This window comes from Conyzicola sp. (genome assembly GCF_057073975.1).
This window is the reverse complement of sequence record NZ_JBXMIS010000109.1, coordinates 38,892-65,484: the sequence shown is the minus strand read 5'-3', so window position 1 is coordinate 65,484 and position 26,593 is coordinate 38,892. Positions and strand designations below refer to the sequence as shown.

Below are 26,593 nucleotides of genomic sequence, written 5' to 3'. Positions count from 1 at the left end.
GGACGCAATGCTAGCCTCGCCGTGTCACGTCGTCGAAGAGAGGCATCGCATGTTCGAGCTGTTGACCGGCACCGGCCTCGCGTTCGCCGCGGGGCTCAACGCATACATCCCCCTGCTCACGATCGGCCTCGCCTCCCGGTTCCTCGACTTCGTGCAGCTGCCGGCCGGCTGGGCGTGGCTCAGCAACGAGTGGGTGCTCGTCATCATCGGCGTGCTGCTCGTCATCGAGATCGTCGCCGACAAGATCCCCGTTGTCGACAACATCAACGACTGGCTGCAGACGATCGTTCGGCCAGCAGCCGGAGGAATCGTCTTCGGATCCGGCTCCAGCTCCAGCACCGCGCTCGTCGACGACCCTGCCGCCTTCTTCGAGTCGAACCAGTGGGTTCCCATCGTCGCGGGCATCCTCATAGCCCTCGTCGTGCACGGCGCCAAGTCGGCGTCGCGCCCCATGGTGCACGCCATGACGTTCGGCGCGGGAGGCCCCGCGGTGAGCGCGGCAGAGGATGTCGGAAGCGTTGGCCTCAGCATCGCCGCGCTGCTGCTGCCGGTGCTGGTCATCCTGCTCATCGCCGCCATCATCCTCGGCTTCGTAGCGCTGTTCCGGCGCACGAAGAAGGACGTCGCCCTCAGCACGTGAGCGCGCCGCGCCCACGGCTCCCCAGCCGGCCCTTGCCCTCAGGAATGTGAGCGGCCCATGCGGCTATAGCTGGCCCCAATAGCCATGTTTTTGGCTACTGAGTGCGCATCCATCACTCACGTTCCTGTTTTGCACACGCGGCACGCGCACGCGGCGGTCGGTGCGAACGCAGAACGGCCGGCCCCCGAGGGGACCGGCCGTTCGCGCTGGCAACTACTAGGAGTTGTTCGAGAGCTTCTCACGCAGTGCGGCGAGCGACTCGTCGTCGGCGAGGGTGCCCGCGCCAGACTCGGTCTCTGCACCGAACGTGGATGCTCCGGCAGGAACGTCGTTCGACGTGTTCAGCTCGTCAGCGGCTGCAGCTGCAACCTGCTTCTTGTGCTGCTCCCAGCGAGCCTGGGCAGCTGCGTACTCGAGCTCCCATGCCTCGCGCTGAGTGTCGAAGCCTTCCTTCCACTCCTGCGTCTCGGAGTCGAAGCCCTCTGGGTACTTGTACTCGCCGTTCTCGTCGTACTCGGTGAGCATGCCGTACAGCGCCGGGTCGAACTCGGTGCCCTCTGGGTCGACGCCCTCGTTGGCCTGCTTGAGGCTGAGCGAGATGCGGCGACGCTCGAGGTCGATGTCGATGACCTTGACGAAGACGTCGTCGCCGACCGAGACAACCTGCTCGGCGAGCTCGACGTGCTTGCCCGACAGCTCGGAGATGTGCACGAGGCCCTCGATTCCCTCTGCAACGCGAACGAACGCGCCGAAGGGAACGAGCTTCGTGACCTTTCCGGGAGCAACCTGGCCGATCGCGTGCGTACGCGCGAACACCTGCCACGGGTCTTCCTGGGTGGCCTTGAGGGAGAGCGACACGCGCTCGCGCTCGAGGTCGACCTCGAGGATCTCGACGGTGACCTCCTGGCCAACCTCGACGACCTCGGAGGCGTGCTCGATGTGCTTCCACGAGAGCTCGGAGACGTGAACGAGACCGTCGACGCCGCCGAGGTCGACGAACGCGCCGAAGTTGACGATCGAGGAGACGACACCCTTGCGGACCTGGCCCTTGGCGAGGTTCGCGAGGAACGTGGTGCGGGACTCGGACTGCGTCTGCTCGAGCAGGGCGCGGCGCGAGAGCACGACGTTGTTGCGGTTCTTGTCGAGCTCGAGGATCTTGGCCTCGATCTCCTGGCCGAGGTACGGCGTGAGGTCGCGAACGCGGCGCAGCTCGATGAGCGAGGCCGGCAGGAAGCCACGGAGTCCGATGTCGACGATGAGACCGCCCTTGACGACCTCGATGACCGAACCGGTGACGACGCCGTCGTCATCCTTGATCTTCTCGACATCGCCCCACGCACGCTCGTACTGAGCGCGCTTCTTGGACAGGATCAGACGGCCTTCCTTGTCCTCCTTCTGGAGAACGAGGGCCTCGACCGTGTCGCCGACCTTGACGACCTCAGTGGGGTCGACGTCGTGCTTGATGGAGAGCTCGCGGGAGGGGATGACACCCTCGGTCTTGTAGCCGACGTCGAGGAGAACCTCGTCGCGGTCGATCTTGACGACGGTGCCCTCGATGAGGTCTCCGTCGTTGAAGAACTTCAGCGTCTTTTCGACCGCGGCGAGAAAGTCTTCAGCAGATCCGATGTCATTGATGGCGACCTGCTTGGGTGCCTTGGCGGTCGGTGCGATAGTCATGTAGTTGTTACTCCGATGTGGACAATAAATATGGCCATTGACGAGAAAGAGCTTTGCTTCGCCGATGGCAGGCGGATAGATCGCAGAATTGCGACATTCCAGTCTAGCGCCTGAGGAAACCTACGCCAAGCCACTTTTCGCGGCGATGATCTGCCGCAGTGCCGGCGTCAGCTCCGGGTAGGCGAACTCGTAGCCGGCGTCGAGCAGTCGCTTCGGCAGCACCCAGCGGCTCTTGAGCACGAGCTCGGTCTCCGTCTTGATCACGGCCGATCCGATCTCGAGCACGAAACGCGGGGCGGGGATGCCGAACGGCACCTTCAGCACGGAACGGAGGGTGCGCATGAAGCCGGCGCTGTCGGTGGGTGACGGACTCGACAGGTTGACGGCACCGTCGAGCTCCTCGTGCTGCTCGAGGAAGCGGATGGCGCCGATGACGTCATCCATGTGCACCCAGCTGAATCGCTGGTGGCCTCCGCGCGCCCTGAACTCGTGGAACGTGCCAGCCGCACGACGGGACGCGGAGGCGAACCAACGGCCGTCGAGCTGCGCTCCCCCGAAGCCGAAGCGCGCGAGCCTGCTGAGCGGGCCCATGACGCTGCCGTCGCCGAGCACGATGGCGGTGCGCAGCGCGACACGGCGGGTGCCCGGCAGCGGTCGCTCGAACAGCGCGGCCTCCCATGCCTTGGCGACCTCGACGGAGAAGCCCTCCCCCAGTTCGCCGTCGGCCTCTGTCTGCGGGCGATCCTCCGCGTGGCGGTAGATCGTCGCGGTCGAGGAGTTGATCCAGAGTGGCGGCGGGTTCTCCGCGGAGGAAACGGCCTCCGCAAGTTCACGGGTCGTCTCGACTCTCGAGCGGATGATCTCCGCGCGATTCTCCGGCGTGTAGCGGCAGTTGACGCTCTTGCCCGCCATGTTGATGAGAAGGTCAGCACCGTCGACGAGATCGGTGATCGCCGCGGTCTGGCCCCAGCGGGCATCCGGTCCGGTGCGGCCGATGACATGCACCCGCGCACCCTCGGCACGATAGGCGGCGGCCAGCTCGCGTCCGATGAAACCGCTCGCTCCGGCCAGCACTACGGTCTTCACAGGTCCTCCACTGCCGTCGCGTCACGAACCCAGGGCTGCTCGGTATCGCGGAGGAACAGGTTCGGCCACGAGACCTCGCCGCGCTCCCAGTCGCGGAAGCCGAGCACCGCGTCAGCCACGGCCCGGGACCCCGCGGTCGTCGGGGCCGCTGTCGCGGCGCGCATCAGCTCGACGATTCCGGCAGGCTTGTCTGGCACCGACTCGAGCTCTCGCAGGAACCACTTGTGGAACGGGTAGAGCCTCTCGTTGTGGGCGAGCAGCAAGCGTCCGGCAAACAGCACGACACGACTTGCTGCTGTTGCCGCGAGGTACGGGTCGCCCTTCGCGCCCGCCTCCCCTGCCATCCAGCGCCAGGCGTCGAGCTGGGCGGCGAATCGGGCGATGCGATCTGCTTTGAGCGCCACGGGATACGTGGCCGCCGCGGCGAGCCGCGCCTCGAGGCCATCGAGGCGGGAGAACAAAACCCGCGCCCCCTCAAACGCGAACCGCGCGGGCTCGCTGCCCTTGGCCGCGACCAGATCGATGTAGCCAGGGCTCACGTACTTGACGTCGATGTAGCCGCCCTCGTAGCCAGCGAGCTCGATGTCGGAGAACGCCGTGTCGAGCCTCGCCTGTCGCTCGGCGAGCTGGGCATCGGAGATTACGAGAAGGATGTCGACGTCTGACGTCGCAGTCGCGTGGCCGTGCGCGAGCGACCCCGCGAGCACGATCGCGAGCACCTCCGGATCAGCGCTGAAGCGCGTCACGACGTTGGCGATGGCGGTCTCATGGTGTGACAGCACGGTGTTCTCCTTCTGCGATCACTGCATAGTCAAAGTATCCCGAGTACTCGTAGACCCGACCGATCAGGGGCACCGAGACGACAGCGGAAACGTGCTGCTGGCCGCGGTCGGCGTCCCAGCGTTCCGTGAGGTCGATGCTGCCGGGAACAGGCACGCGGATGCTGCCGACCCTGATCCACATCCCCACCGATCGAAGCCGAATCGCCCCGCTCTCGACAGAGGCCTCGAGGTGGGCGCAGTATCGCCGCCGGGTGCCGAGATCATCGCGGAGCCCGCCATCGCGCGCGGTCATGAGGTCGACCATGGAGCGTGATGCAGCCGGAAACTGGAAGGTGCGCGTGGCGGTCAGGCCGGCATCCGTCTGCGTATTGGTCACGGCGAACGGCACATCGCGGCCCCAGAAGGGGAAGAGCACGCCCTGTCGTCCGAGAATCCAGAGCACCGGCCACAACCAGCGCCTAGGTGTGCCGACCACGTCGAACACCCCGGTTCCCCGACCGACGCTGCCCGACGGAATCGTGGAGAAGTACCCCGCGAGCCGAGGGTGCAGCCCCTCTAGGCGCAGGGCCTCGTAGGGTGACCGCACTAGTCGAGCATCGCCGTGCGCAGCGTGTCGAGGCCGACGCCCCCGATGTCGAGCGCCTTCTTGTGGAACGCCTTGATGTCGAATGCGGCTCCCTCTCGGCGGGCGTACTCGTCGCGCAGCTGCTCCCAGATGCGCTGGCCGACCTTGTACGACGGTGCCTGGCCCGGCCAGCCGAGGTAGCGGTTGACCTCGAAGCGCACGAACTGGTCGTTCATATTGACGTTGGCGGCGAGGAAGGGGAACGCGGCCTCCCCCGTCCAGATGGCATCAGAGCCTGGCATCGTCTTCTCGAGGTGCACCCCGATGTCGAGAACGACGCGCGCGGCCCGCATGCGCTGGCCGTCGAGCATGCCGAGGCGGTCGGCCGGCGTGGTGAGGTAGCCGAGCTCGTCCATGAGGCGCTCCGCGTAGAGCGCCCAGCCCTCTGCGTGCCCGCTGGTGCCGGCGATGCGACGCCAGGCGTTGAGCTGCGCCTTGTTGTAGACCGCCTGGCCGAGCTGCAGGTGATGGCCGGGAACGCCCTCGTGGTAGACCGTCGTGAGCTCGCGCCAGGTGTCGAACTCGGTGACGCCCTCCGGCACGCTCCACCACATGCGCCCCGCCCGCGAGAAGTCGTCGGTCGGCGGCGTGTAGTAGATGCCGCCCTCCTGGGTCGGGGCGATCATGCACTCGAGCGCGCGGATCTCTGGCGCGATATCGAAATGGGTACGACCGAGCTCTTCGATCGCCTGGTCGCTGGTGCGCTGCATCCACTCCTGCAGTGCCTTGGTGCCGTGCAGCTTGAGCGAGGGGTCGTTGTCGAGGTGCGCGATCGCCTCGAGCACGCTGGCACCCGGAAGGATCTCGTTGGCGATCGCCTCCTGCTCCGCGGTCATGCGGGCGAGCTCTTCGATGCCCCACTCGTAGGTCTCGTCGAGGTCGATCACGGCACCGAGGAAGTCGCTGGATGCCAGCGCGTACAGTTCGCGCCCCACCGCGTCCTTCTGCGGCGCATGGGGTGCGAGCTCCGCGCGCAGAAAGCGCACGAAGCCCGCATATGCCTCAGACGCCGCCTTCGCACCCGTCTCCAGCTGCTTCTCCAGGGCCCCGTGCGCTGACGCGCCCTCGGCGGCGAAGGTGAAGAAGAAGCCGTCGCCGGCGGCGTGCTTCGATGCCTGGGTGATGTTCTCCTCGACCTGGCGGATGGCGGGAGCAGAGCCGGCGGCAGCCCCGGCACGCAGGCTCTCCTGGTAGCCGGCCATGGCGGCCGGCAGGTTGTGCATGCGCTCCGCGATGTGCTGCCAGTCGGTCTCAGTCGCCGTCGGCATGAGGTCGAAGATCTCGCGCAGCTCCTGCGCGGGGCTCGCGATCACGTTGAGGTTGCGAAGGCCGAATCCCGCCTCGTGCTTCGCGACCGACAGCTCGAGGCTGCGGGTGAGGTCGAGCTTGGTGACCCGGTCGACCTCGTCGACAACCTCCGCGCCGCGGATGCGGGCGAGAGCCGCACGGGTGTCGTCGATGAGGGCATCAGCTCCCGCGGGCGAGTAGTCCGCGTACTCCCCCTCGCGGCCGGGGCGGCCGAGGTAGACGCGCTCCTCTGGAACGTGCTCGAGGTAGGTGTCGAGGTAGTCCTCGGCTATGGCGTCGATCGGGGTAGGGGTGCGGTCGGTCATGATGCTCCATCCATGTCGGATTCCAGCAGGGCGACGAGTGACTCGAGGGCGGCCCCGTCATCGGATTCGAGGATCACGGTCGTGCCAGCGCCGACGCCGAGGGAGAGCACGCCGAGGATGCTCGCGGCATTGACAGACCTGTCTCCCGATCGCAGCGTGACTGCGGCGCCCGCAGCGGCCACCGCCTGCACGAAGATCGAGGCCGGCCGCGCGTGCAGGCCGACGCTCGACCCGATGGTCGCCTCCCGTTGCATCAGTGGGCTGCCTCGTCCCAGTTGTCGCCGGTGCCGATCTGCACGTCGAGGGGCACCTGAAGGTCGGCGGCGCCCGCCATGTTATTTCGAACGAGCTCTGTCATCGCGTCGAGCTCGCCCGGGAAGATCTCGAACACCAGCTCGTCGTGCACCTGCATGAGCATGTTCGACTGGAGGCCCTGCTCAGCGATGTCGGCATGCACCCCGAGCATCGCGCTCTTGATGATGTCGGCGGCCGACCCCTGGATCGGCGAGTTCAGTGCTGCGCGCTCCGCGTTCTCGCGCAGCACCCGGTTGGTCGAGGCGAGGTCGGGGAACGGCCGCCGACGACCGAAGATCGTCGTCGTGTAGCCGTCGATCTTGGCCTGCTCGACGACGCTGCGCAGGTAGTCGCGCACGGCACCGAACCGGGCGAAGTAGCCGGCCATGAGCTCCTTGGCCTCCGCGGTGTCGATGCGCAGCTGCTTCGAGAGCCCGAACGCGCTGAGACCGTAGGCGAGCCCGTAGGACATGGCCTTCACCTTGGTGCGCATGGTCGGCGTGACATCCTCTGGTGCAACGTGGAAGATGCGGGCTCCGACGAAGCGGTGCAGGTCTTCCCCGCTGTTGAATGCCTCGATGAGGCCGGCGTCGCCGGAGAGATGCGCCATGATCCGCATCTCGATCTGGGAGTAGTCGGCGGTCAGCAGGGTCTCAAAGCCCTCGCCCTTGGTGAAGGCCGACCGGATGCGACGGCCGGTCGCCGTCTTCACCGGGATGTTCTGCAGGTTGGGCTCGTTCGACGAGATGCGGCCAGTGCTCGACCCGGTCTGGTCGTAGGTCGTGTGGATTCGACCAGTCGCGTCGATCGACTTGTCGAGAGTCTGGATGATCTGCATGAGCTTCGTCGCGTCGCGGTGCTCGAGCAGCAGGCCGAGGAACGGGTGCGGGTTCTGCTCTTGCAGGTCGGCGAGCGCCGCCGCGTCGGTCGAGTAGCCCGTCTTGTTCGCGCGGGTCTTGGGCATGCCGAGCTGGTCGAAGAGCACCTCCTGCAGCTGCTTCGGCGAGCCGAGGTTGATCTCCTTGCCGATCTCGGCGAAGGCCTTGGCCGCGACCTCGGCCGAGCTCTCTGCAAGCTCGCCATTGAGGCCGTACAGGATGTCGTGGTCGACCGCGATTCCGCGCAGCTCCATGGCGCCGAGCACCGACACGAGCGGCAGCTCGATGTCGTTCATGACACCGAGGCTGCCCGGCTCGATCTTGTCGGCCAGGTACTCTGCCACCCGCAGGATGAACCACGCCTCCGTGGCGGGGCTCGCTGCCTCGGTATCGGGAACGAGCTGGTTGGGGTCGGCCTGTGCAAGGCGGTCGCCGAGGAAGTCGTAGACCTGGGTCGCGAGATCGCTCTCCTTGACTCCGGGCTTGATCAGCCACGACGCGATGCTCGTGTCGAACGCGATGCCCTTGAGGTCGAGGCCGGATGTCGCCAGCACCTTGAGCTGCTGCTTCGACGACTGCAGCACCTTCGGCGCCTCACTCGCGAGCCACTGCTCTAGCGCGACGTAGTCGCCCGTTCCCGCCTTCCACGGCACGTAGACCGAGTCGGTGAGCGAGGCGAGCCCGAGGCCGGTGACCTGCCCGCCCTGCGACTCGACGCGAAGGCCGAGCGGTGCGGTGCCCTTCGCCGACTGGGTGTCGATCCAGAAGGCGAGCTCTTCGTCGATGAGGGTGCGCACCGGCGGGATGTCGGAGGAGGGCGCGCTCGCGACGGCCGCGGCATCCGGTGACGCGTCGCTCATGTCGGACTTCAGCAGGCGCTCGAGCAGCGTCTTGAACTGCAGCTTGTCGAAGACCTCGCGAACGGCCTGCTCGTTGATCATCTTGCGCTCGAGATCCTGCAGCTTCACCGGTAGCTCCACATCGGTGACGAGGTGGTTGAGCTGGCGGTTCTGGATCGCGCGATCCCGCTGCTCTCGCAGCTTCTCTCCCACCACGCCGGTGATCTCGTCGCCGTGCTCGAGGATGCCCGCGAGGTTGCCGTACTTCAGCACCCACTTGATCGCCGTCTTCTCTCCGACCTTGTCGATGCCGATGAGGTTGTCGCTCGTCTCGCCGACGAGGGCGGCGATGTCGGGGTAGGACGACGGCTCGATTCCGTAGCGCTCGAACACGGCGTCACGGTCGTATCGCTTGAGCTCGCTGACGCCACGGGCGTTCGGGTACAGCACCATCACGTCGTCGTTGATGAGCTGGAAGGTGTCGCGGTCGCCAGAGACGACGGCGACCTTGTAGCCCTCTGCGCGACCACGGGTGGCGAGGGTGGCGAGGATGTCGTCGGCCTCGTAGTCCTCCTTGGTGATCGTGGTGATGTTCATGGCTGCAAGCGCCTCCTGCAGCAGCGGCACCTGCCCGATGAACTCCGGTGGCGTCTCGCCGCGCGTTCCCTTGTAGTCGGGGTTCACCCTGGTGCGGAAGGAGTACCGCGAGATGTCGAAGGCCACGGCGAGGTGGGTCGGGTTCTCGTTCTTCAGCAGGTTGATCAGCATCGAGATGAAGCCGTGGATGGCGTTGGTGTGCTGCCCCTCCCGGTTCTGGAAACTGTCGACCGGTAGGGCGTAGAAGGCCCGGAAGGCGAGCGAGTGGCCGTCAATGACCATGAGGGTAGGCTTTTCGGAGTCCGACACGCAGCCAGCCTAGCCGCGCCCGCCGACAGCCCCCAGACCCGCAAGGATGCCATGACCAAGCTGCCAGACGGCCTCGCGCCAGAGCTCTTCGAACGACTCGTCAGCTCGGGCGGAGGGGCGCTCACGACGAAGATGGGCATCGAGTTCCTCGAGCTCTCTGCTGACTACTCCGTCGCGAGGATGCCGGTCGAGGGCAACACCCAGGTCGTCGGCCTGCTGCACGGCGGTGCGCACGTCGTGCTCGGCGAGTCGCTCGGCTCGATCTCCTCTGCCATCCACGCCGGCCCCGGCCGCTACGCCGTCGGCATCGAGATCAACGCGACGCACAGCCGGTCGATCACGAGCGGCTTCGTCACGGGAACCTGCCGGGCCCTCTCGCTCGGCCGCACCCTCGCGACACACGAGATCGTCATTACGGATGAGTCGGGTCGGCGACTCTCGACCGTTCGCATGACCAACATGCTGCTCGATCAGAAGACCGACTAGTCGAGGCTCGCCAGCCGCTCGGCCACGCGCTCGGCGAGGTCGTCGACCTGCTCTAGCGAGAAGGTACTGTCGGTAGCCAGCTGGGCGGTGATGGCCACCACGGCGTTGTCGAACTGAAGCAGGGTCAGGCGGTACCTGGCCGCGTAGCCGTCGACGATCGTCTCATCCTGCTCGACGGCGGTGACGCCCTCGGGAACCGTCAGCCCAGATGGCGTGCTCGTCGCCACCGCAGACACGTCCCACCCGACCACGCCGTCGCCCTGGTACAGCTCGTATCCTCCGGCAGCGGTGCAGGCTGCGGCGCTGGGAGCGACGGTGCCGAGGAAGGCGACCGCGGCATCCTCCGACTCGAAGGATCGCGCGGCGACGTTGATGCCACCGTCGTCACCCGGGTAGTACCCGGCGATGTCGGCGAACTCGTCGTCGGGAGAGGATTCAACCTCGCTCGGCTGGAGCAGGAACGACACGAAGTAGCTCTTAAGACAGTCGTCTGGCTTGCCGTCGGATGCCTCCCAGAAGGAGAGGATGGATGGGGCCTTCAGCGCGAGCGGCTCGAGGTTGAACGTGGTGTCGATCGGCTGGTCGAGCTGGAGGTCGTCGGCGGAGACGAGCCCCTCGAACTCCGACGCGGCGATGTGACGCGCATCTGGCTGTGGCTCTGGTTCAGGCGCCGCAGTGCATGCGCACAGGATCGCCGCCGAGAGGAGGGCTGTCACACCGGCGATGGCGCGACGACCGTGCACTACTTCTTGGGGCTGAGCTGGTCGATGATCGTGATGGCGACGTCGTGCATGGTGAGCCGGCGATCCATGGATGCCTTCTGGATCCAGCGGAACGCCTCCGGCTCGGTGAGCCCCATCTTGTCGTTGAGAAGGCCCTTGGCCCTGTCGACGAGCTTGCGGGTCTCGAAGCGCTCGGCGAGGTCGGCGACCTCTGACTCGAGCGTGAGGATCTGCGTATAGCGGCTGAGCGCGATCTCGATCGCGGGCAGCAGGTCGTTGGGTGTGAACGGCTTGACGACGTAGGCAAGGGCCCCGGCCTCAGAGGCACGTTCGACGAGCTCCTTCTGGCTGAACGCGGTCAGCAGCACCACGGGAGCGATGTGGTTCTTGTTGAGCTGCTCTGCAGCAGAAATGCCATCGAGCTTTGGCATCTTGACGTCCATGATGACGAGGTCGGGCTTGAGCTCTGTCGCGAGCGCGACCGCTGCCTCTCCATCGCCAGCCTCGCCGACGACGTCGAAGCCGGCGTCGCGAAGGATCTCGACAATGTCCATGCGGATGAGGGACTCGTCTTCAGCGACAACCACCCGTCGCGCGGGGGCTGGCTGCGTCTCCTGGAGGGGCGCGTCTGCGTCTGTCACGAAAATGACTCTACGGTATTCTCAGGATCGTTGTTGTGCGCCGGTGTGGCGGAATGGCAGACGCGGAGCACTCAAAATGCTTTGCTCGAAAGGGCGTGTGGGTTCGACCCCCACCACCGGCACAACGTGGTTTCAGGCTCTTCGCAGGGCGCGCGTCGATAGTGGAGCGCATGAGCGACACACACGACAACGAAGCCCTCATCTCCCCCGGCAGCACCGCGACCGGATCCGGCACGAGCGTCGGAGAGAACCCGGAGCACGAGGGGCTTGCTGACGCGGAGCAGGAGCTCGGCACGACGGAGGCCGATGTGAGCGACGGCAGCGAGCAGAAGCAGCAGCCGATCGACTAGCACTCTCTCCGCGTTCGTCAAGGGCCTAGAGCCGGCATGATCTCGGGCGTCTCATGGATGCATGACAGCGAACGCGCGACTCATGTTCATACTCTGCGGCTTCTTCATCCTCGCCACCACCGTGTACGTGGTGTGGACGCTCGCCTATGGATCCCAACGGGCGGCAACCTATCCGACCACGATCCAGGGCCCGCCCATCGAGTGGGCTGGCACCGTAGCGCTGGGGCTGTGCGCCGTGCTCTCTGGGCTCATCGCCTTCTACCTCACTCGCGTCTCACGCAGCGTCGGCCGCCTCCCCGAAGACCGCGCCGACGCGGAGATCGACGACGGCGAGGCGGAGCAGGGCATGTTCAGCCCACACAGCTGGTGGCCCGTACTGCTCGCCGGGGCCCTCGCGCTCGTGTTCATCGGCCTTGCCGCGGGCATCTGGCTATCGTTCCTCGGCGCGCCGATCGCCGTGCTGGCGATCATCGGCTGGGTCTACGAGTACTACCGCGGGTACTTCTCGCACTAGCTCAGCCGATCGGCCCCGCGAGCGAGCGAAGGTATCGCCTCGTGTAGACCTCCTGCACGATGCGGAGGATGGGGTACCCGCACCACCAGAACAGGTTCGCCGGGCGCGAGAAGGCGCGCACGGTCATCCAGACGGAGTCGTCGTCTCTGTGCTCGACGATCCATGCCTCCTCGCCGTCCTCCGGATGCCCGCGCAGGGTTCCGTATGCGAAGCCGACCTTCTTCGGCTCGTTGACGACGTAGATGACGCGCACGGGGAGCTTGATGCCGATGGGCAGCCGCAGCAGAGCGGTGTCGCCTGCGACGATCATGGGCGTGCCGTCCTCGCCGTAGACAACCTCATCCGCGAGCTCTCCCACCGCGGGAGACTGCGGTTCGCCCTGGTCGTCGAATGTCACGGGAGCGTACGTGCCGTCGGTCACCTGCGGCGGGCTGTCGGTGTGGATGACGCGGAAGCCGCTGTTGCGCTGGATGCCCCAGGTGAGTGCAGCGAGCGAGGCGTACTCGAACCGGGCCTCGCCGTGGCCGATGCGCATGACCCGTTCGATGGCGCGATAGCCGCGTGGTGGGTACCGCAGGAGGTCGTCTGCCTGGGTCAGCCCGATCGCGGCATAGGTGACGGGCTGTTTCCATAGCTCCGTCTTCACCAGGCCATTCTACCCAGCGCCCGGTGCGACACTGGGGTCATGAGAATCGCAGTCACCGGCTCGACCGGCAAGCTCGGCGCTGTCGTCGTCGCCTACCTGAAGGATGCCGGACACGAGGTCGTGGGAATGGACCGTGCCGGAGAGCGAGGCGAGGGCTTCCTCTTCGTCGACGTCGCCGACTACGGCCAGGTTGTCGACGCCCTGCACGAGGGCGGGCGCTTCGACGCGGTCGTGCACCTCGCCGCGATTCCGGCCGGAGGCATCGCCCCGGAGTCGGCAACGTTCCACAACAACATGGGCGCCACCTTCAACGTCTTCCAGGCAGCCCGCCGGGCCGGCATTCGCACGGTCGTCTACGCGTCGAGTGAGACGCTGCTCGGCATTCCGTTCGAGACCGCTCCCCCGTACCTGCCCGTCGACGAGGACTACGACTCGAGGCCGGAGTCGATGTACGCCGTGGTCAAGCACCTCGAGGAGGAGCTCGCGCAGAAGCTCGTGCGCTGGGACGACTCGCTGTCGATCACGGCTCTGCGCTTCTCCAACGTCATGGTGCCCACCGACTACCCGGCGTTCGCCGACTTCACAGCGGAGAACCGCAAGTGGAACCTCTGGGGCTACATCGATGCGCGGGATGCCGCCCAGGCGGTGCTGCTCTCCCTCGTGCGCAGCAAGCCGGGCTTCGACCGCTTCGTCATCGCGAACGCCGACACGGTGCTCGACGTTCCGACGGCATCCCTCATCGCTTCGTACTACCCGACCCTTGAGGTGAAGCGAGAGCTCGGCGAGTTCGAGACACTGCTGTCGATCGAGAAGGCGCGGGCAGAGCTCGGGTACGAGCCGGCGTTCGGGTGGCGTTCCAACTAGTGCGCACGGCGCGGGCCACCACGCGCCCGTACCGTCGCACGAAGTACGCCTGCGCGAGGCGCAGCACGGGTGACAGGATGCGCCAGCCGAGCGTCGCAGGACGCGACACGGAGCGGTAGACGAAGGTCACCATCCCGTCAGCGCCGTGCTCGACGAGGAAAGCCTCCTCGCCGCTGAGCGGGTGGCCCGCGAGGGTCGTATAGCCGAAGCCAGCAGCACTTCGCCATTCCACCCGCACCGGCTCGCGGATGGGGCCGAGCGTGATCGTGTACTCGTCGCCCGCCCGCACCGCGTCCGTCGTCGGACTCACGCGGAACCCGGCGCGGGTCTTCACGCCCCATGACAGCACGATCGCCATAGCCCGGTCGCGCACGGCGTCGCCAGAGCCGAGAGGCGTGCGCCGCTCGACCAGGCGGTAGCCGGGCGGGATTGCAGCGGGAGACGTGCGGGTGATGCCGCCGTGGGCGAAGTTCGGCAGCGGCATCCGCTGCCCTATTTGCGCAGCTCGTGCAGGTTGCGCCGCGCGAAGTAGATGCCGCCGAGGGCAAGCGCGATGAAGAGCAGGCCGAGCAGCACGGGGATGACGGCCGGGGCGGTCGACCCGATAATGATGAGCACGACGCCGACGAGGATCATGCCGATCTGGAACATGATGGCGAACTTCCAGGCGGCTTCGCCCTGCACTGGCTCTGCCACTACTTCTTCTTCTCCTCGACGTCGCCGGTGAGGGCTGCGACGAACGCCTCCTGCGGCACCTCGACGCGACCCACCATCTTCATGCGCTTCTTGCCCTCCTTCTGCTTCTCGAGGAGCTTGCGCTTGCGGGTGATGTCACCGCCATAGCACTTGGCGAGCACGTCTTTGCGGATGGCGCTGATCGACTCGCGCGCGATGATGCGGGCCCCGATGGCGGCCTGGATCGGCACCTCGAACTGCTGGCGTGGAATGAGCTTCTTCAGGCGCTCCGTCATGAGCACTCCGTAGGCGTATGCCTTGTCGCGGTGTACGATGGCGCTGAACGCGTCGACAGCCTCGCCCTGCAGCAGGATGTCGACCTTGACCAGATCGGCCTCCGCCTCACCACTCGGCTCGTAGTCGAGGGAGGCGTAGCCGGCGGTCTTCGACTTGAGCTGGTCGAAGAAGTCGAAGACGATCTCGCCGAGTGGGATCGTGTACTTGATCTCCACCCGGTCTTCGCCGAGGTAGTCCATGCCGATGAGCGTGCCGCGGCGGGACTGGCAGAGCTCCATGATCGTGCCGACGTAGTCCTTCGGGGCGAGGATCGCGGCTCGCACCATCGGCTCGCTGACCGAGGCGATCTTGGTGCCGGTCGGGAACTCGCTCGGGTTGGTGACTGTGAAGTGCTTCTTGTCCTCCGTCGTCACCTCGTATGGCACCGACGGTGCCGTCGCGATGAGGTCGAGGCCGAACTCGCGCTCGAGGCGCTCTGTCACGATCTCGAGGTGGAGGAGCCCGAGGAACCCGCAGCGGAACCCGAAGCCGAGGGCGACGGAGGTCTCTGGCTCGTAGTTGAGCGAGGCGTCCGAGAGCTTCAGCTTGTCGAGCGCCTCGCGCAGGATCGGGTAGTCGCTGCCGTCGATCGGGTAGAGGCCAGAGAAGACCATCGGCTTCGGGTCGGTGTAGCCGGGCAGCGCCTGGCTCGACGGCTTCTGCGCGTTGGTTACGGTGTCGCCGACCTTCGACTGGCGCACGTCTTTCACACCCGTGATCAGGTAGCCGACCTCACCGACACCGAGACCCTTGGATGGCGTCGGCTCTGGCGAGGACACACCGATCTCGAGCAGCTCGTGCACCGCACGCGTCGACATCATCTGGATCTTCTCGCGCGGGCTGAGCTTGCCGTCGATGACGCGCACGTAGGTGATGACGCCGCGGTAGGAGTCGTACACCGAGTCGAAGATCATCGCGCGGCTGGGCGCGTTCGGGTCACCCTGCGGCGGCGGGATGAGCTCGACGACCCGATCGAGCAGGTCTTCGACGCCCATGCCGGTCTTGCCGCTGACGCGCAGCACGTCATCCGGGTGCCCGCCGATGAGGCTCGCGAGCTCCTTGGCGTACTTATCGGGGTCGGCGGCGGGCAGGTCGATCTTGTTGAGCACCGGGATGATGGTGAGGTCGTTGTCGAGAGCGAGGTACAGGTTCGCGAGGGTCTGGGCCTCGATGCCCTGGGCGGCATCCACGAGCAAGATGGCTCCCTCGCACGCGGCGAGCGAGCGAGAGACCTCGTAGGTGAAGTCGACGTGCCCGGGGGTGTCGATCATGTTGAGCGCATAGGGCTTGCCATCGAGGGCCCACGGCATGCGAACTGCCTGGCTCTTGATGGTGATGCCGCGCTCGCGCTCGATATCCATGCGGTCGAGGTACTGCGCGCGCATGTCGCGGTCGCTGACGACACCGGTGATGCCGAGCATGCGGTCGGCGAGGGTCGACTTGCCGTGGTCGATGTGGGCGATGATGCAGAAGTTGCGGATGAACGCCGGATCGGTGGAGGCAGGGGCGAGGGCCGTGGTTGCGCGGGGAGACATTTGTGGCAATTGTCCCACGAACCGCCGCCGCGCTCGTGCTGGTGCCGTTTCTGGCCCCATTTGGAGTGACATCCGCTCAAAATCGCCCCGACCTGCCGTCGATGATCGATATGCTGCGCTTGACTCTTACCCGAGTAGAAGTCCTCACATTCTCGAACGGACGCCCGTGAAGCTCACCCGAATCGCAGCGTCGACCGCTGCGGCCGCCCTTGTCGCAGCATCCGCGTTTGCCCTGGCCACCCCCGCGGTCGCAGCCCCACCCGCGGGCGTGACCTTCGTGGAGGCTGGCGACATCACCCTCAGCGCGACGTTCGCGAACGTCGGCTGGGGAAACGAAAGCCCGGGAGGGCTCTCGAGCACCCTCAACGGTCTCTCAATGGACAACAACGTCGCCCTGTTCTACGGCTTCAACAGCAACGTGCCGACGTCGGGAGGGAGCACGCTTCGCAACATCGGAAACAGCTCCTACTTCTACGCCTCCAATGACGCGGACCTGTTCGCGGAGATCCAGTGGTACACCGACGCGGGCTTCACCGACGGGCAGTACTTCTTCGCAGACCAAGCCGGACCCGAAGCCTTCACCGACCCGGCGGCAATCTGGTACTCGACAGCCACCATCGGAGCCATCAGTGCCTTTTCCCCGACGACTCTCGACGCGTTGGACGCAGAGCTGTTCGCCGACGCATCGTTCTCTGGCGCCTCTGTTCACAGTGTCGGGCTCTACAACGACGGAGGAACGGTATTCCTCTCGTCGTTCCCCGCTGGCGGTAACCTCTTCTTCTTCACCCCCGTGCCCGTCTCCACGGCAGCCGCCTCGATCGGCCAGTACTCCTTCGGCACCGGCGGGTACACCGCGACGACGACTGGCTTCATTCCCGGTGAGACCGTCTCCGTCTATCCCAACACCACCGAGTCGACGAGCGACCCGATCGACATCGTCGCCGACGCCAACGGTGCAGTCACCTACACCTGGATCGCACCGGTGACCACGATGGATGTCGGCACCTACTCGGTCAACTTCTCCACCCAGTTCACCTCCGGCCTCCTTCAGCTCTTCGAGTTCGACGTCGTCGCGCAGGCCGCTCCGGCGGCGCTCGCCGCCTCTGGAACCGACTCCATCGCGACGATAGCCGTGGCAGCAGCCGTGCTCCTCGCCGGCGCCGCGCTGGCCGTCGTTGCACGGCGACGCCGTCTCGCCTAGGCATCACACACGAAACGCGGCTCGGAGAACCCGGGCCGCGTTTCGTCGTTGAGCAGTTAGAGGGCCCAGCTCCAGTCGCCGAAGGCGAGGAACGGAAGGGCGAAGGCGAGGCCGAGGGCGCCGACGATCATCCAGCCGAACAGGGCGAGGCCGCCGAGCACGATGGCGAAGACGGCGAAGGTGCGGCCAGCCGGCTCCTGGCGGTAGCCGAGAATGCCGAGCACGATTGCGGCGACCGGCAGCACGACCGCCTGGCCGGTGACGAGCGAGATGAGCCCGAGCACGAATCCGACGATGCTGAGGGTGCGGGGCGGGACAGCAACCGCTGGCGTCGCGGAGCCTGTGGGGGCGGAGACCGCGGGGGTGGAGATGGTGGGGGTGGCTTCTGTGGTTGTCATGCTCCAAGGCTAGAAAACGCCAGCATCCCAGGCCATCGGGGTAACCCCCGATTCACGCAGCGGGCAGCCGCCCCAGTCCGGTAGTGAGATCCGCCGGGGTCGCCGCGAGGCAGACGCGGATCCAGCCCTCGCCTGACCGGCCGAAGGCGCTGCCGGGGGCAACGGCGACCCTCTGCTCGAGGAGGAAGTCCATGGCCCAGGAGGCGACGTCCCCACCGGTCGCGTGGCTGAGGTCGATCCACACGTAGAACGAGCCCTGCGAGGCATAGAACGGGATGCCGCGGGCGGTGAGCAGCGCCGCAGCGGTCTCGAAGTTGTCGCGATAGTGCCGCGCCGCATCCGTGACGCCCTGCTGGCTGCCCGTGATCGCGGCAACCGCTGCCGCCTGGTCTGGACCGGCAACGCAGCTGATGCTCGCCTCCTGCACCGTGCGCATGACGTCTGCGTAGCCGGGCGGCGTCACGAGATAGCCGACCCGCACCCCCGTCATCGCGTAGGTCTTCGAGAGCGAGAACGCACTCCAGACCCGATCCCCGCCGGGCAGGGACGCGGGGCTCACGTGCTCTGCACCATAGGTGAACGCCTCGTAGACCTCATCGCTGATCACCCACAGGTCGTGCCGCTCGGCGAAGGCGAGCAGCTGCTGCAGGGTCTGCCGGTCGAAGACCACGCCGAGCGGGTTCGACGGGGAGTTGACGATGAGAACGCGGGTGCGCGGCGTCACGAGAGACTCGAGCTGGGCGAGATCGGGCAGGAACCCGTGCTGCGGCAGCAGCTGGTATGGCACGGCGACCGCGTCGAGCATGCGCGCGTTCATCGTGAAGGTCGTGTACCCGGGGTCTGGCACGAGCACCTCGTCGCCGGCGGCGAGCGTGAGCGCCATGGCCTGGTGGAGGGCCTGGGTGGCTCCGACGGTGACCCAGACCCGCTCGACGTCGACGCGGAGGTCGTTGTCGCGCTCGAGTTTGGCTGCGATTGCGGCCCGCAGCTCTGGGATGCCGGCGTTGGGGCCGTAGTGGGTGTGCCCCGCATCCCACGCGTGCTTTGCCGCCTCGGCGATGTGGGGGGCGACGTCGCGATCCGGCTCGCCGATCGCCAGCATGACGACGTCGTCGAGGTGCACCGCGACCTCGAAGATGCGGCGGATTCCCGACCCGGGAACGGACTCGATGTGCGGGGCGAGGTGCGGCATGACCTCAGGCTAATACGGTGGTCTCATGGCCGGATCCGTGGTGCTCGTGCACGGCCTTCGCACGTCGTCGACGATGTGGCGCGCCCAGCGCGAGCTGCTCGAGTCGCGCGGTGTCACCGTCGTCACCCCGGACCTCCCTGGTCACGGAACCCGCATGCGGGAGCGCTTCACCCTCGATGGCGCCGTGCGCACGATCGACGAGGCGGTGCGCGCTGCTCCCGAGCCCGTGCTGCTCGTCGGGTTCTCGCTCGGCGGCTACCTCTCGATCCACTACGCAGGGCTCGCGCGACAGCCGATCGCCGCGCTGCTCGCCGCGAGCTGCGGCACCCAGCCGCACCGCCTCATCCTGTGGGGGTGGCGGGGGCTCGCCGCCGTCACCCACCGCTTTCCCGACCGCGGCCTCCTGCTCAACAACACGCTGCTGCGGCTGTTCGTGCGCGACCGGCGTCTCGTCGACGACGTGCTCGCAGGCGGCGTTGCCCTGGAGGTCATGGATGACGTGCTGCGCCAGCTGCGACCGGTCGACGTTCGCGCATCGCTGGCCCGCATCCCGCAGCGCGTCACCTTCGTCAACGGCAGCCTCGACCACTTTCGGCTGCAGGAACGTCGGTACCTGCTGGCCGCTCGCGACGGTCGACTCGAGCACGTGCCTGGCGCGACCCACCTGGTGAGCCTGACGCAGCCAGCTCGCTTCAACGCGATCCTGCTCGACACGATGGGTGCCGCTGGCATCGGGTAATTGCCCACAGGGCCGCGCTACGGTATCGTTGCCTGTTGGCTTGCGCGCACATCTTGCGGATGTTCGCGATAGAGCGGCCGGTTGCCCCCACACACCTCTAACCGGCACGGCCGCACACACATCCATTCAGATCGAAAAAGGTACACACACGTGGCAAACATCAAGTCGCAGATGAAGCGAATTCTCACCAACAAGAAGTCGCAGGAGCGCAACAAGGCTGTCAAGAGCGAGGTCAAGACCGCGGTTCGCGCAACGCGCACCGCCATCGCGACCGGTGACAAGGCTGCGGCAGCTGCCGCTCTCGTCGTCGCCTCGAAGAAGCTCGACAAGGCTGCCAGCAAGGGTGTCATCCACCAGAACCAGGCTGCCAACAAGAAGTCGGCTATCGCCAAGCAGGTTGCAGCGCTCTAAGCGTTCTCTCTCTTCACGAAGGCCCTCCGTTCGCGGGGGGCCTTCGTCGTTGGGGCAGGGCGCAGCTCCAGCTCTCCGGCGCAGGCCTCTTGTGGCGAGTTACGCGTCGCCGCGGCGCGCGATGACGCCGACCATGCGCTCGAGGGCATACACGGGGTCGCGGCCGCCGCCCTTGATCTGGGCATCCGTCTCGGCGAGCAACTCGATCGCTGTCGCCAGCCCCGCATCGCTCCAGCCCCGCACGTCGCGGCGGGCGCGGTCGACCTGCCACGGCGCGAGGCCGAGCTTCTGGGCGAGCTGGCCGGATGGCGCGGTGGTTCCGGCGACCTTGGCCATCGTGCGCACCTTCATGGCGAAGGCGGCGAGCATGGGCACGGGGTCGGCTCCCGAGGCGAGTGCATGCCGCAGCAGGATAAGGGCGTCGCCGTGCTTGCCGGCGATCGCGGCATCCGCGACGGCGAATGCGTTCGTCTCGACCCGACCGCCGTAGTACTTCTCGATCGTGACCTCGGTGATCTCGTCGCTCGCGTCGGCGAGCAGCTGCTGGCAGGCGGCGGCGAGCTCAGCCAGGTCGTCGGAGAAGGCGCTCACGAGCATGCGTAGGGCTCCCCCGCTGATGCGGCGCTTGGCCGTCGCGAACTCGGCCGCGGCGAAGTCCTGCTTCTCGGTGTCCTTCTTGAGCTCTGCACAGACGACCTCGATGCCGCCGCCGAGACCGGAGCGCAGAGCGTCGAGCAGCTTCTTGCCCCGCACGCCGCTGGAGTGCCGCAGCACGACGTAGGTGTCGTCGGCTGGGTTCTCGAAGTAGGAGATGGCCTCGGTGATGAACGCGTCGGTGCACTTCTCGACGTTGCTGATGCGGATGAGGCGCGGCTCGTTGAACAGGCTGGGGCTCGCGAGGGTCAGCAGCTCCCCCGGCGCGTACTGGTCTGCCTCGATGTCGTTGACCTCGATGCTCGGGTCTTCGAGGCGCAGTGTGTCGCGAAGGATGCGGATCGCCCGGTCGGCGAGCACGCCCTCCGGCCCGCTGACGAGCACGACGGGTGCTGGACGCACGCGATCCCACGACACCTGGGGAATGGATACCGTCGCCTTGCCTGCCACGCCCGCCAGCCTACCCGGGGGCTGCGACGCGGGAGGTCCACACCGTCGGCCCGGGAGATACGAGGATGAGCCCGTCGAGGTCGGTGCGGAACACGGTCGTGCCCGTGCCCGCCAGTGTCGCCAGCAGGGAGTCGGTCGGGTGCCCGTAGGTGTTGTCGGCCCCGACGCCGATGAGGCCGACGGATGCCCTTGCCGCCTCATAGATGCGCGGCGCCTGGTCGGCGGAGCCGTGATGCGCGACCTTCACGAGGTCGACGGCTGGCACCCCGCCGGCGACGACCCGCGACTGCGCCTCCTCCCCGAGGTCGGCGAGGGCGATGGCCGATAGGCACGCGCACTCCGTGCCGGGAAGGAAGGTCATCACAATGCCAGCGTCGTTGCCGGCGAGGGCCGCGGGCTTGGGCCAGAGCACCTCCCAGCGCAGCTGGCCGAGCACCCCGTGCAGTCCGCGCTCAGCCACGGTCACGTGCGCCCCGCTCGACACGAGCGAGCTCACGATGCGCTCGTGCACCGGGCCGCCCGTCGGCCCGATGAGCACCTCGTCGGCGAGGCCGAGCACGGCAGGCACTCCCCCGGCGTGGTCGGCGTCGAAGTGGGTGAGCACGAGCAGGTCGAGGTGGCCGATGCCGAGGTCGCCGAGGCACGCGGCGAGCAGATCCGGGTCTGGGCCCGTGTCGATGAGGGCGAGCTGGTCGGCGCTGCGCACAAGCGTCGCGTCCCCCTGGCCGACATCGCACATGGCGAACTGCCAGTCGGCCGGCCGGTCGACGAGCACGCCGAACCGGGTGCCGCCGGCGATGCCGAGCAGCACGACGAGCACAACGGCCGCCACGACGCGGGCCGACCGGAACCGCAGCCCGAGGATGCCGAGCACCGTGACCACCCCCAGCAGGATGACGCCGACCGCACCGCCAGGCCACGGGATGCTGCCGAACGGCAGCGAGGCGAAGAACGTCGCGACAGCGGCGATCCAGCTCGCAGGAAGCCAGGCGATCGCTGCGAGCACCTGCCCGAGCCACGGAACGATCGGCAGAACGATGCACGCGAGGAGCCCGATGATCGTGGCGGCGGGGGCCGCGGGCTCGGCCAGCACGTTGGCCACGACGCCGTAGGTGGGGAGGGAGGGCTCGAGCAGGATGAGCACGGGCTGGCAGCACACCTGCGCGGCCAGCGGAACCGCGATCACCGTTGCCAGCGGCAGGGGCATCCACCGCTCCAGCAGCCGCGCGATCGGCGCGGCGAGCAGCAGCAGGCCGCCGGTGGCGAGCACGGAGAGGACGAACCCGAAGTCTCGGGCGAGCCACGGATCGCCGATCAGGAGCACGATGACGGCGAGGGCGAGCACGGGAACGCCCCGCACCGGCCGCCCGCTCGCGAGGGCGAGCAGCACGATCGTGGCCATCACGGCGGCACGCACCACGCTCGGCTCTGGCGTGACGAGAACGACGAAGGCGGCGAGCACGACGAGGGCGGCGACCACCCGCGCGGTGCGCGACAGACCGAGACTTCGGCCGAGCAGCACAATGAGGCCGACGACGATCGCGCAGTTCGAGCCCGACACGGCCGTCAGGTGGCTGAGCGAGCTCGCCTTCATGGCGGCGTCGAGCTCGTCACCGACCGCACGCGTGTCGCCGATGGCGAGGCCCGGCAGCAGGGCGGCGCCGTCGCCGGGCAGGGCCGATGCGGCATCCATGAAGGTGGAGCGAAGGCCGTTCGCCCAGTCGAGCACCAAGGGGGATGGCTCGTGCGGCTCGATGCGTGTGGCGAAGACGAGGTAAGCCGTGTGCTCGCCCGGCGGCGTGGCCGCAGCGCGACCGGAGACGAGCACGGTCGAGCCGATGGGAGCATCGAGGTCTCCGAACACGTGGACGGGAGCCCCGGCGATCGTGCCCTGCGCAGAACCCGTGACGACGAGCGGCACCTGCGTGAGCTGCCCCGGCTCGATCGGGGACCGCGAGTCGACTCGCACGGCGATCACAGTGCAGAGCAGCGCGGCGACGATGCAGCAGAGCGCGATGATGCCCGGCCACCGCACCGCGAGAACGACCACGGCCCCCGCCCACAGCGTGACTGCCACCCACGGTGTCGCTTCGAGGATGCCGACGAGAACGCCAGCGGCGATCCACCCGATGGCAGCGGGCACGGCAAGCCGCAGGTCGACGCCGGAGGTCACACGGTCACGAGTTCGCGAAGGCCCTCGAACGTCTTCTCGCCGATGCCGGTGACGCCGAGGAGGTCGTCGACCGCGGCGAAGCGGCCGTTCTGCTCTCGCCAGGCGATGATGCGCTGCGCGAGAGCGGGGCCGACGCGCGGCAGTGTCTCGAGAGCCGATTGGTCTGCGGTGTTGAGGTTGACCTTGCCGCCGACGACAGCGCCGGCAGCGTCGAGGGCCGGCAGCTCGCCGACCAGCGGCACGTAGAGCTGCTCGCCGTCGGAGAGCACCCGGGCGAGATTGAGCTGCGCCTCGTCTGCGCCGTCGGCATAGCCACCCGCCGAGGCGATCGCATCCACCACCCGGTCGCCCTCGCGCAGCTGGTAGAGCCCGGGCTCGCCAACCGCCCCGAGCACGTGCACGAAGATTCCGGTCGTCACGGGAGCCGCACTCGCGAGCGGCTGCACCGTCGTCGCGCCGGGCCGGTTGGCCAGCGCGCTGACCAGCACCGCGACCGCGAGGGCGGCGAGCAGCAGCACGACGACGGCTCCTGGCCCGATACGGAAGCGGGAGCCTGTCGTCACCTGCCGAGGCTAGATGCCAGCCCGCGCTGGCATCCGGGCCTCAGCGACGTGGTGTGAAACGACTACTTCGTTGCGATGTTGACGAGCCGTGGGGCTCGCACGATGACGTTGGTGATCGGGGTGTCGCCGAGCGTGCGCACGACGGCGGCCGAGGCGCGGGCGAGCTTCTCTAGCTCCTCTGGCGTGATCTTCGGGCTCACCTCGAACTTGTCGCGCATCTTGCCGTCGACCTGCACGATCGCCATGACCGACTCCTCGATCAGCAGGTGCGGGTCGGGCTTGCGCCAGCTGGCGAGGGCGACGGTCGGCTCGTGGCCGAGCTGCTCCCACATCTCCTCTGCCGTGTATGGCGAGAACATCGAGAGCGCGATCGCGATCGCCTCCGTCGCCTCGCGCACCGCGGCGTCACCACCGCCGGCGCCGGAGTCGATGGTCTTGCGGGTCGCGTTGACGAGCTCCATCAGCCGGGCGACGACGACGTTGAACTTGAACGACTCGACGAGGCCGGGGGCGTCGTTGAGGAAGCGGTGGGTCTGCTTGCGCAGGGCGGAATCCCCGGTCTTCCACTCGATGTCGGGCGACGACGTCACGTCACCGGCGAGGCGCAGCGCCCTGGCGAGGAACTTGACCGAGCCGGCTGGGGAGACGTCCTCCCAGTTGATGTCGTCCTCCGGCGGGCCGGCGAAGACCATGGTGAGACGGATCGCGTCGACACCGAACTCGTCGATGACGTCGCCGAGGTTGACGCCGCCCTTCGACTTCGACATCTTCGAGCCGCCAGAGAGCACCATGCCCTGGTTGAGCAGCGCGCTGAACGGCTCTGTGAAGCTCACGTAGCCGAGGTCGAACAGCACCTTGGTGATGAAGCGCGCGTAGAGCAGGTGAAGGATGGCGTGCTCAACGCCGCCGACGTACTGGTCGACCGGCGCCCACTTCTCTGCCATCGCGGGGTCGAACGCCTTGGTGTCGTCGTGCGGCGCGAGGAACCGAAGGAAGTACCACGAGCTGTCGACGAAGGTGTCCATCGTGTCGGGGTCGCGCAGTGCTGCGCTGCCGTCGCGCGGGTCTGGAACGGTCACCCAGTCGGTCGCCGCGGCCAGCGGGGACTTGCCCTTCGGCTGCAGGTCGAGGCCATCGGTGGATGGCAGCAGCACGGGCAGCTGGTCCTCCGGCACAGGAATGAGCTCGCCATCGGCGCCGTGGATCATCGGGATCGGGGTGCCCCAGAAGCGCTGCCGGCTGATCAGCCAGTCGCGCAGCCGGTAGGTCTTCGCGGCGCGGCCGACGCCGGCCTCCTCGAGCTGTTCGATGATCTTGCGGATCGCGTTGCTCTTGCTGAGCCCGTCGAGCGGGCCGGAGTTGATCATGCGGCCGTCGCCGTGCAGCGCCTCACCGGTCGTGCCAGGGTCGAGGGCGGGCAGGTCGTCTGGCAGGATCGCCTGGCCGTGCTCATCGAGCTCCAGCACCGGAATGGATGCCGTCACCGGCGCGTTCGTGTCGACGACGACCACAACCGGCAGGTCGTACTTTCGCGCGAAGTCGAGGTCGCGCTGGTCGTGCGCCGGCACCGCCATGACGGCACCGTGGCCGTAGTCGGCGAGCACGTAGTCCGCCGTCCAGATCGGGATGCGCTCCTTGGTGACGGGATTGATGGCGAAGCGGCGCAGCGGAATGCCGGTCTTCTCGCGCGTCGCATCCTGCCGTTCGATCTCCGTGCTCTTCTGCGCCTGCGCGAGGTACTCCGCGAACGCCTGCTGCACCTCGGGCGTCGAGCCCGCCGCGAGCTCTGCCGCGAGCTCGGAGTCGGGGGCGACGACCATGAAGGTCACGCCATAGAGGGTGTCGGGGCGGGTGGTGAAGACCGTGACCTTCTCATCCCTTCCCTCGATCTCGAAGTCGACGTCGGCGCCGATAGAGCGCCCGATCCAGTTGCGCTGCATGGCGAGCACCTTGCTCGGCCATGAGCCCTCGAGCTGGTTGAGGTCGTCGAGCAGGCGGTCGGCGTAGTCGGTGATCTTGAAGTACCACTGCGTCAGCTTCTTCTTGACGACGACGGCACCGGAGCGGTCAGAGGTTCCGTCGGCGAGAACCTGCTCGTTGGCGAGCACGGTCTGGTCGATCGGATCCCAGTTGACCCAGCTCTCCTTGCGGTAGGCGAGGCCCTTCTCGTGGAGCTTGAGGAACAGCCACTGGTTCCACTTGTAGTACTCGGGGTCGCTCGTGGCGAGCTCGCGCTCCCAGTCGACGGATGTCGCGTAACGGCGCATCGACGCCTTCTGCTCCGCGATGTTGCCGTAGGTCCACTCAACCGGGTCGACGCCGCGCTTGATCGCCGCGTTCTCTGCCGGGAGGCCGAACGAGTCCCAGCCGACCGGGTGCAGCACGTTGAAGCCTTGCAGGCGCCAGTAGCGCGCAACGACATCGGCGAGCGCGTAGGCCTCGCCGTGGCCCATGTGCAGGTCGCCCGAGGGGTAGGAGAACATGTCGAGCACGTACTTGCGCGGCCGCTTGTCGTCGGGGTCGCCAGAGCGGAAGGGCGCCAGCTGATCCCAGATCGGAAGCCACTTCGCCTCGAGCGCCTTCGGATCGAAGGCGGGGGCGTCGTCGCGGGGGTCGTGCTGCATGACAATCTCAATCCTGTGGCTTGGGGGGTCGAGCCGGTCGGAGCCGAAGTCCGACTATCTAGGGTAGCGAACGCAGTGC

The 26,593-nt window shown here is 67.3% G+C and carries 26 protein-coding genes, 1 tRNA gene and 1 pseudogene; 9 read left to right on the top strand and 19 right to left on the bottom strand.

Annotated features, from left to right (window positions below; translation table 11 throughout):
- Positions 1-49: 49 nt before the first annotated feature.
- A complete protein-coding gene (locus AC14A7_RS09945) occupies positions 50-640 on the top strand; it encodes a DUF4126 domain-containing protein (RefSeq protein WP_484008558.1) in 591 nt (196 codons plus the stop codon).
- A gap of 216 nt (positions 641-856) precedes the next feature.
- On the opposite strand, the gene rpsA is transcribed toward AC14A7_RS09945, so the two are convergent.
- From rpsA to polA, 7 genes are all read right to left on the bottom strand, one after another.
- Entirely contained in the window at positions 857-2,317 is a 1,461-nt protein-coding gene (gene rpsA / locus AC14A7_RS09940; protein WP_484008556.1) for a 30S ribosomal protein S1, read from the bottom strand.
- A 120-nt stretch (positions 2,318-2,437) separates the two neighbouring features.
- The gene (locus AC14A7_RS09935) at positions 2,438-3,403 is read right to left on the bottom strand and encodes an epimerase (RefSeq protein ID WP_484008555.1); all 966 of its coding nucleotides are present in this window, start codon (positions 3,401-3,403) and stop codon (positions 2,438-2,440) included.
- Complete coding sequence (locus AC14A7_RS09930; protein WP_484008554.1) at positions 3,400-4,185, bottom strand: nucleotidyltransferase domain-containing protein; 786 nt, start codon at positions 4,183-4,185, stop codon at positions 3,400-3,402. Before AC14A7_RS09930 ends, AC14A7_RS09935 begins: the two co-directional genes overlap by 4 nt.
- A complete protein-coding gene (locus AC14A7_RS09925) occupies positions 4,169-4,771 on the bottom strand; it encodes a DUF4166 domain-containing protein (RefSeq protein ID WP_484008552.1) in 603 nt (200 codons plus the stop codon). Before AC14A7_RS09925 ends, AC14A7_RS09930 begins: the two co-directional genes overlap by 17 nt.
- A complete protein-coding gene (locus AC14A7_RS09920; protein ID WP_484008550.1) occupies positions 4,771-6,423 on the bottom strand; it encodes a DUF885 domain-containing protein in 1,653 nt (550 codons plus the stop codon). The genes AC14A7_RS09925 and AC14A7_RS09920 overlap by 1 nt, the downstream gene beginning before the upstream one ends.
- Positions 6,420-6,680: an HPr family phosphocarrier protein gene (locus AC14A7_RS09915; protein ID WP_484008587.1), complete on the bottom strand. Its 261-nt coding sequence runs from the start codon at positions 6,678-6,680 to the stop codon at positions 6,420-6,422. The genes AC14A7_RS09920 and AC14A7_RS09915 overlap by 4 nt, the downstream gene beginning before the upstream one ends.
- Positions 6,677-9,340 (bottom strand): DNA polymerase I, encoded by a 2,664-nt coding sequence (gene polA / locus AC14A7_RS09910; protein ID WP_484008549.1) that lies wholly within the window; start codon positions 9,338-9,340, stop codon positions 6,677-6,679. Before polA ends, AC14A7_RS09915 begins: the two co-directional genes overlap by 4 nt.
- 51 nt (positions 9,341-9,391) lie before the next feature.
- Between polA and AC14A7_RS09905 the strand changes: the two genes are divergently transcribed.
- Positions 9,392-9,826, top strand: a complete 435-nt coding sequence (locus AC14A7_RS09905) for a hotdog fold thioesterase (RefSeq protein WP_484008547.1) — start codon at positions 9,392-9,394, stop codon at positions 9,824-9,826.
- Here the strand turns inward: AC14A7_RS09905 and AC14A7_RS09900 are convergent.
- Positions 9,823-10,569 (bottom strand): hypothetical protein, encoded by a 747-nt coding sequence (locus AC14A7_RS09900; protein WP_484008546.1) that lies wholly within the window; start codon positions 10,567-10,569, stop codon positions 9,823-9,825. The two genes, AC14A7_RS09905 and AC14A7_RS09900, sit on opposite strands and share 4 nt — an antisense overlap.
- Entirely contained in the window at positions 10,569-11,189 is a 621-nt protein-coding gene (locus tag AC14A7_RS09895; protein ID WP_484008544.1) for an ANTAR domain-containing response regulator, read from the bottom strand. The genes AC14A7_RS09900 and AC14A7_RS09895 overlap by 1 nt, the downstream gene beginning before the upstream one ends.
- 39 nt (positions 11,190-11,228) lie before the next feature.
- On the opposite strand from AC14A7_RS09895, the gene AC14A7_RS09890 reads away from it, so the two are divergent.
- From AC14A7_RS09890 to AC14A7_RS09880, 3 genes are all read left to right on the top strand, one after another.
- Positions 11,229-11,311 (top strand) — tRNA-Leu (locus AC14A7_RS09890).
- A gap of 48 nt (positions 11,312-11,359) precedes the next feature.
- The gene (locus AC14A7_RS09885) at positions 11,360-11,539 is read left to right on the top strand and encodes a hypothetical protein (protein WP_484008543.1); all 180 of its coding nucleotides are present in this window, start codon (positions 11,360-11,362) and stop codon (positions 11,537-11,539) included.
- A 61-nt stretch (positions 11,540-11,600) separates the two neighbouring features.
- A complete protein-coding gene (locus AC14A7_RS09880; RefSeq protein ID WP_484008541.1) occupies positions 11,601-12,053 on the top strand; it encodes a cytochrome c oxidase subunit 4 in 453 nt (150 codons plus the stop codon).
- 1 nt (position 12,054) lies between these two features.
- Here AC14A7_RS09880 and AC14A7_RS09875 read toward each other — a convergent pair whose 3' ends face one another.
- Positions 12,055-12,699: a DUF1990 family protein gene (locus tag AC14A7_RS09875; RefSeq protein ID WP_484008540.1), complete on the bottom strand. Its 645-nt coding sequence runs from the start codon at positions 12,697-12,699 to the stop codon at positions 12,055-12,057.
- Positions 12,700-12,738: 39 nt separating this feature from the next.
- On the opposite strand from AC14A7_RS09875, the gene AC14A7_RS09870 reads away from it, so the two are divergent.
- Entirely contained in the window at positions 12,739-13,563 is an 825-nt protein-coding gene (locus AC14A7_RS09870) for an NAD-dependent epimerase/dehydratase family protein (protein ID WP_484008538.1), read from the top strand.
- 34 nt (positions 13,564-13,597) lie between these two features.
- Here AC14A7_RS09870 and AC14A7_RS09865 read toward each other — a convergent pair.
- The 3 genes and pseudogenes from AC14A7_RS09865 to lepA all read right to left on the bottom strand — a co-directional run.
- Positions 13,598-14,047 (bottom strand): annotated as a pseudogene (locus AC14A7_RS09865) (DUF1990 family protein); the annotation flags it as partial.
- Positions 14,048-14,055: 8 nt separating this feature from the next.
- Positions 14,056-14,259, bottom strand: coding sequence for a hypothetical protein (locus tag AC14A7_RS09860; RefSeq protein ID WP_484008537.1), 204 nt, complete (start codon positions 14,257-14,259; stop codon positions 14,056-14,058).
- Positions 14,259-16,109, bottom strand: coding sequence for a translation elongation factor 4 (lepA, locus tag AC14A7_RS09855; protein WP_484008536.1), 1,851 nt, complete (start codon positions 16,107-16,109; stop codon positions 14,259-14,261). Before lepA ends, AC14A7_RS09860 begins: the two co-directional genes overlap by 1 nt.
- 166 nt (positions 16,110-16,275) lie before the next feature.
- On the opposite strand from lepA, the gene AC14A7_RS09850 reads away from it, so the two are divergent.
- Positions 16,276-17,310 (top strand): hypothetical protein, encoded by a 1,035-nt coding sequence (locus AC14A7_RS09850; protein WP_484008534.1) that lies wholly within the window; start codon positions 16,276-16,278, stop codon positions 17,308-17,310.
- 56 nt (positions 17,311-17,366) lie between these two features.
- Here the strand turns inward: AC14A7_RS09850 and AC14A7_RS09845 are convergent, their stop codons facing one another.
- Positions 17,367-17,708 carry a DUF4190 domain-containing protein gene (locus tag AC14A7_RS09845; protein ID WP_484008533.1) on the bottom strand — a complete coding sequence of 114 codons (342 nt, stop codon included), beginning with the start codon at positions 17,706-17,708 and terminating at the stop codon, positions 17,367-17,369.
- Positions 17,709-17,760: 52 nt separating this feature from the next.
- A complete protein-coding gene (locus AC14A7_RS09840) occupies positions 17,761-18,900 on the bottom strand; it encodes a pyridoxal phosphate-dependent aminotransferase (protein ID WP_484008531.1) in 1,140 nt (379 codons plus the stop codon).
- A 25-nt stretch (positions 18,901-18,925) separates the two neighbouring features.
- On the opposite strand from AC14A7_RS09840, the gene AC14A7_RS09835 reads away from it, so the two are divergent.
- Together AC14A7_RS09835 and rpsT are read left to right on the top strand one after the other, a co-directional pair.
- On the top strand, positions 18,926-19,639 hold the full coding sequence (locus AC14A7_RS09835; protein WP_484008530.1) for an alpha/beta fold hydrolase: 714 nt from the start codon (positions 18,926-18,928) through the stop codon (positions 19,637-19,639).
- A 150-nt stretch (positions 19,640-19,789) separates the two neighbouring features.
- Positions 19,790-20,050 (top strand): 30S ribosomal protein S20, encoded by a 261-nt coding sequence (rpsT, locus tag AC14A7_RS09830; protein WP_484008528.1) that lies wholly within the window; start codon positions 19,790-19,792, stop codon positions 20,048-20,050.
- A 99-nt stretch (positions 20,051-20,149) separates the two neighbouring features.
- Here the strand turns inward: rpsT and holA are convergent, their stop codons facing one another.
- From holA to leuS, 4 genes are all read right to left on the bottom strand, one after another.
- Entirely contained in the window at positions 20,150-21,154 is a 1,005-nt protein-coding gene (gene holA / locus AC14A7_RS09825; protein ID WP_484008526.1) for a DNA polymerase III subunit delta, read from the bottom strand.
- A gap of 10 nt (positions 21,155-21,164) precedes the next feature.
- Positions 21,165-23,327: a ComEC/Rec2 family competence protein gene (locus tag AC14A7_RS09820; protein ID WP_484008524.1), complete on the bottom strand. Its 2,163-nt coding sequence runs from the start codon at positions 23,325-23,327 to the stop codon at positions 21,165-21,167.
- Entirely contained in the window at positions 23,324-23,890 is a 567-nt protein-coding gene (locus AC14A7_RS09815) for a helix-hairpin-helix domain-containing protein (RefSeq protein ID WP_484008522.1), read from the bottom strand. Before AC14A7_RS09815 ends, AC14A7_RS09820 begins: the two co-directional genes overlap by 4 nt.
- Before the next feature lie 62 nt (positions 23,891-23,952).
- Positions 23,953-26,514 carry a leucine--tRNA ligase gene (leuS, locus tag AC14A7_RS09810; RefSeq protein ID WP_484008520.1) on the bottom strand — a complete coding sequence of 854 codons (2,562 nt, stop codon included), beginning with the start codon at positions 26,512-26,514 and terminating at the stop codon, positions 23,953-23,955.
- Positions 26,515-26,593 lie beyond the last annotated feature (79 nt).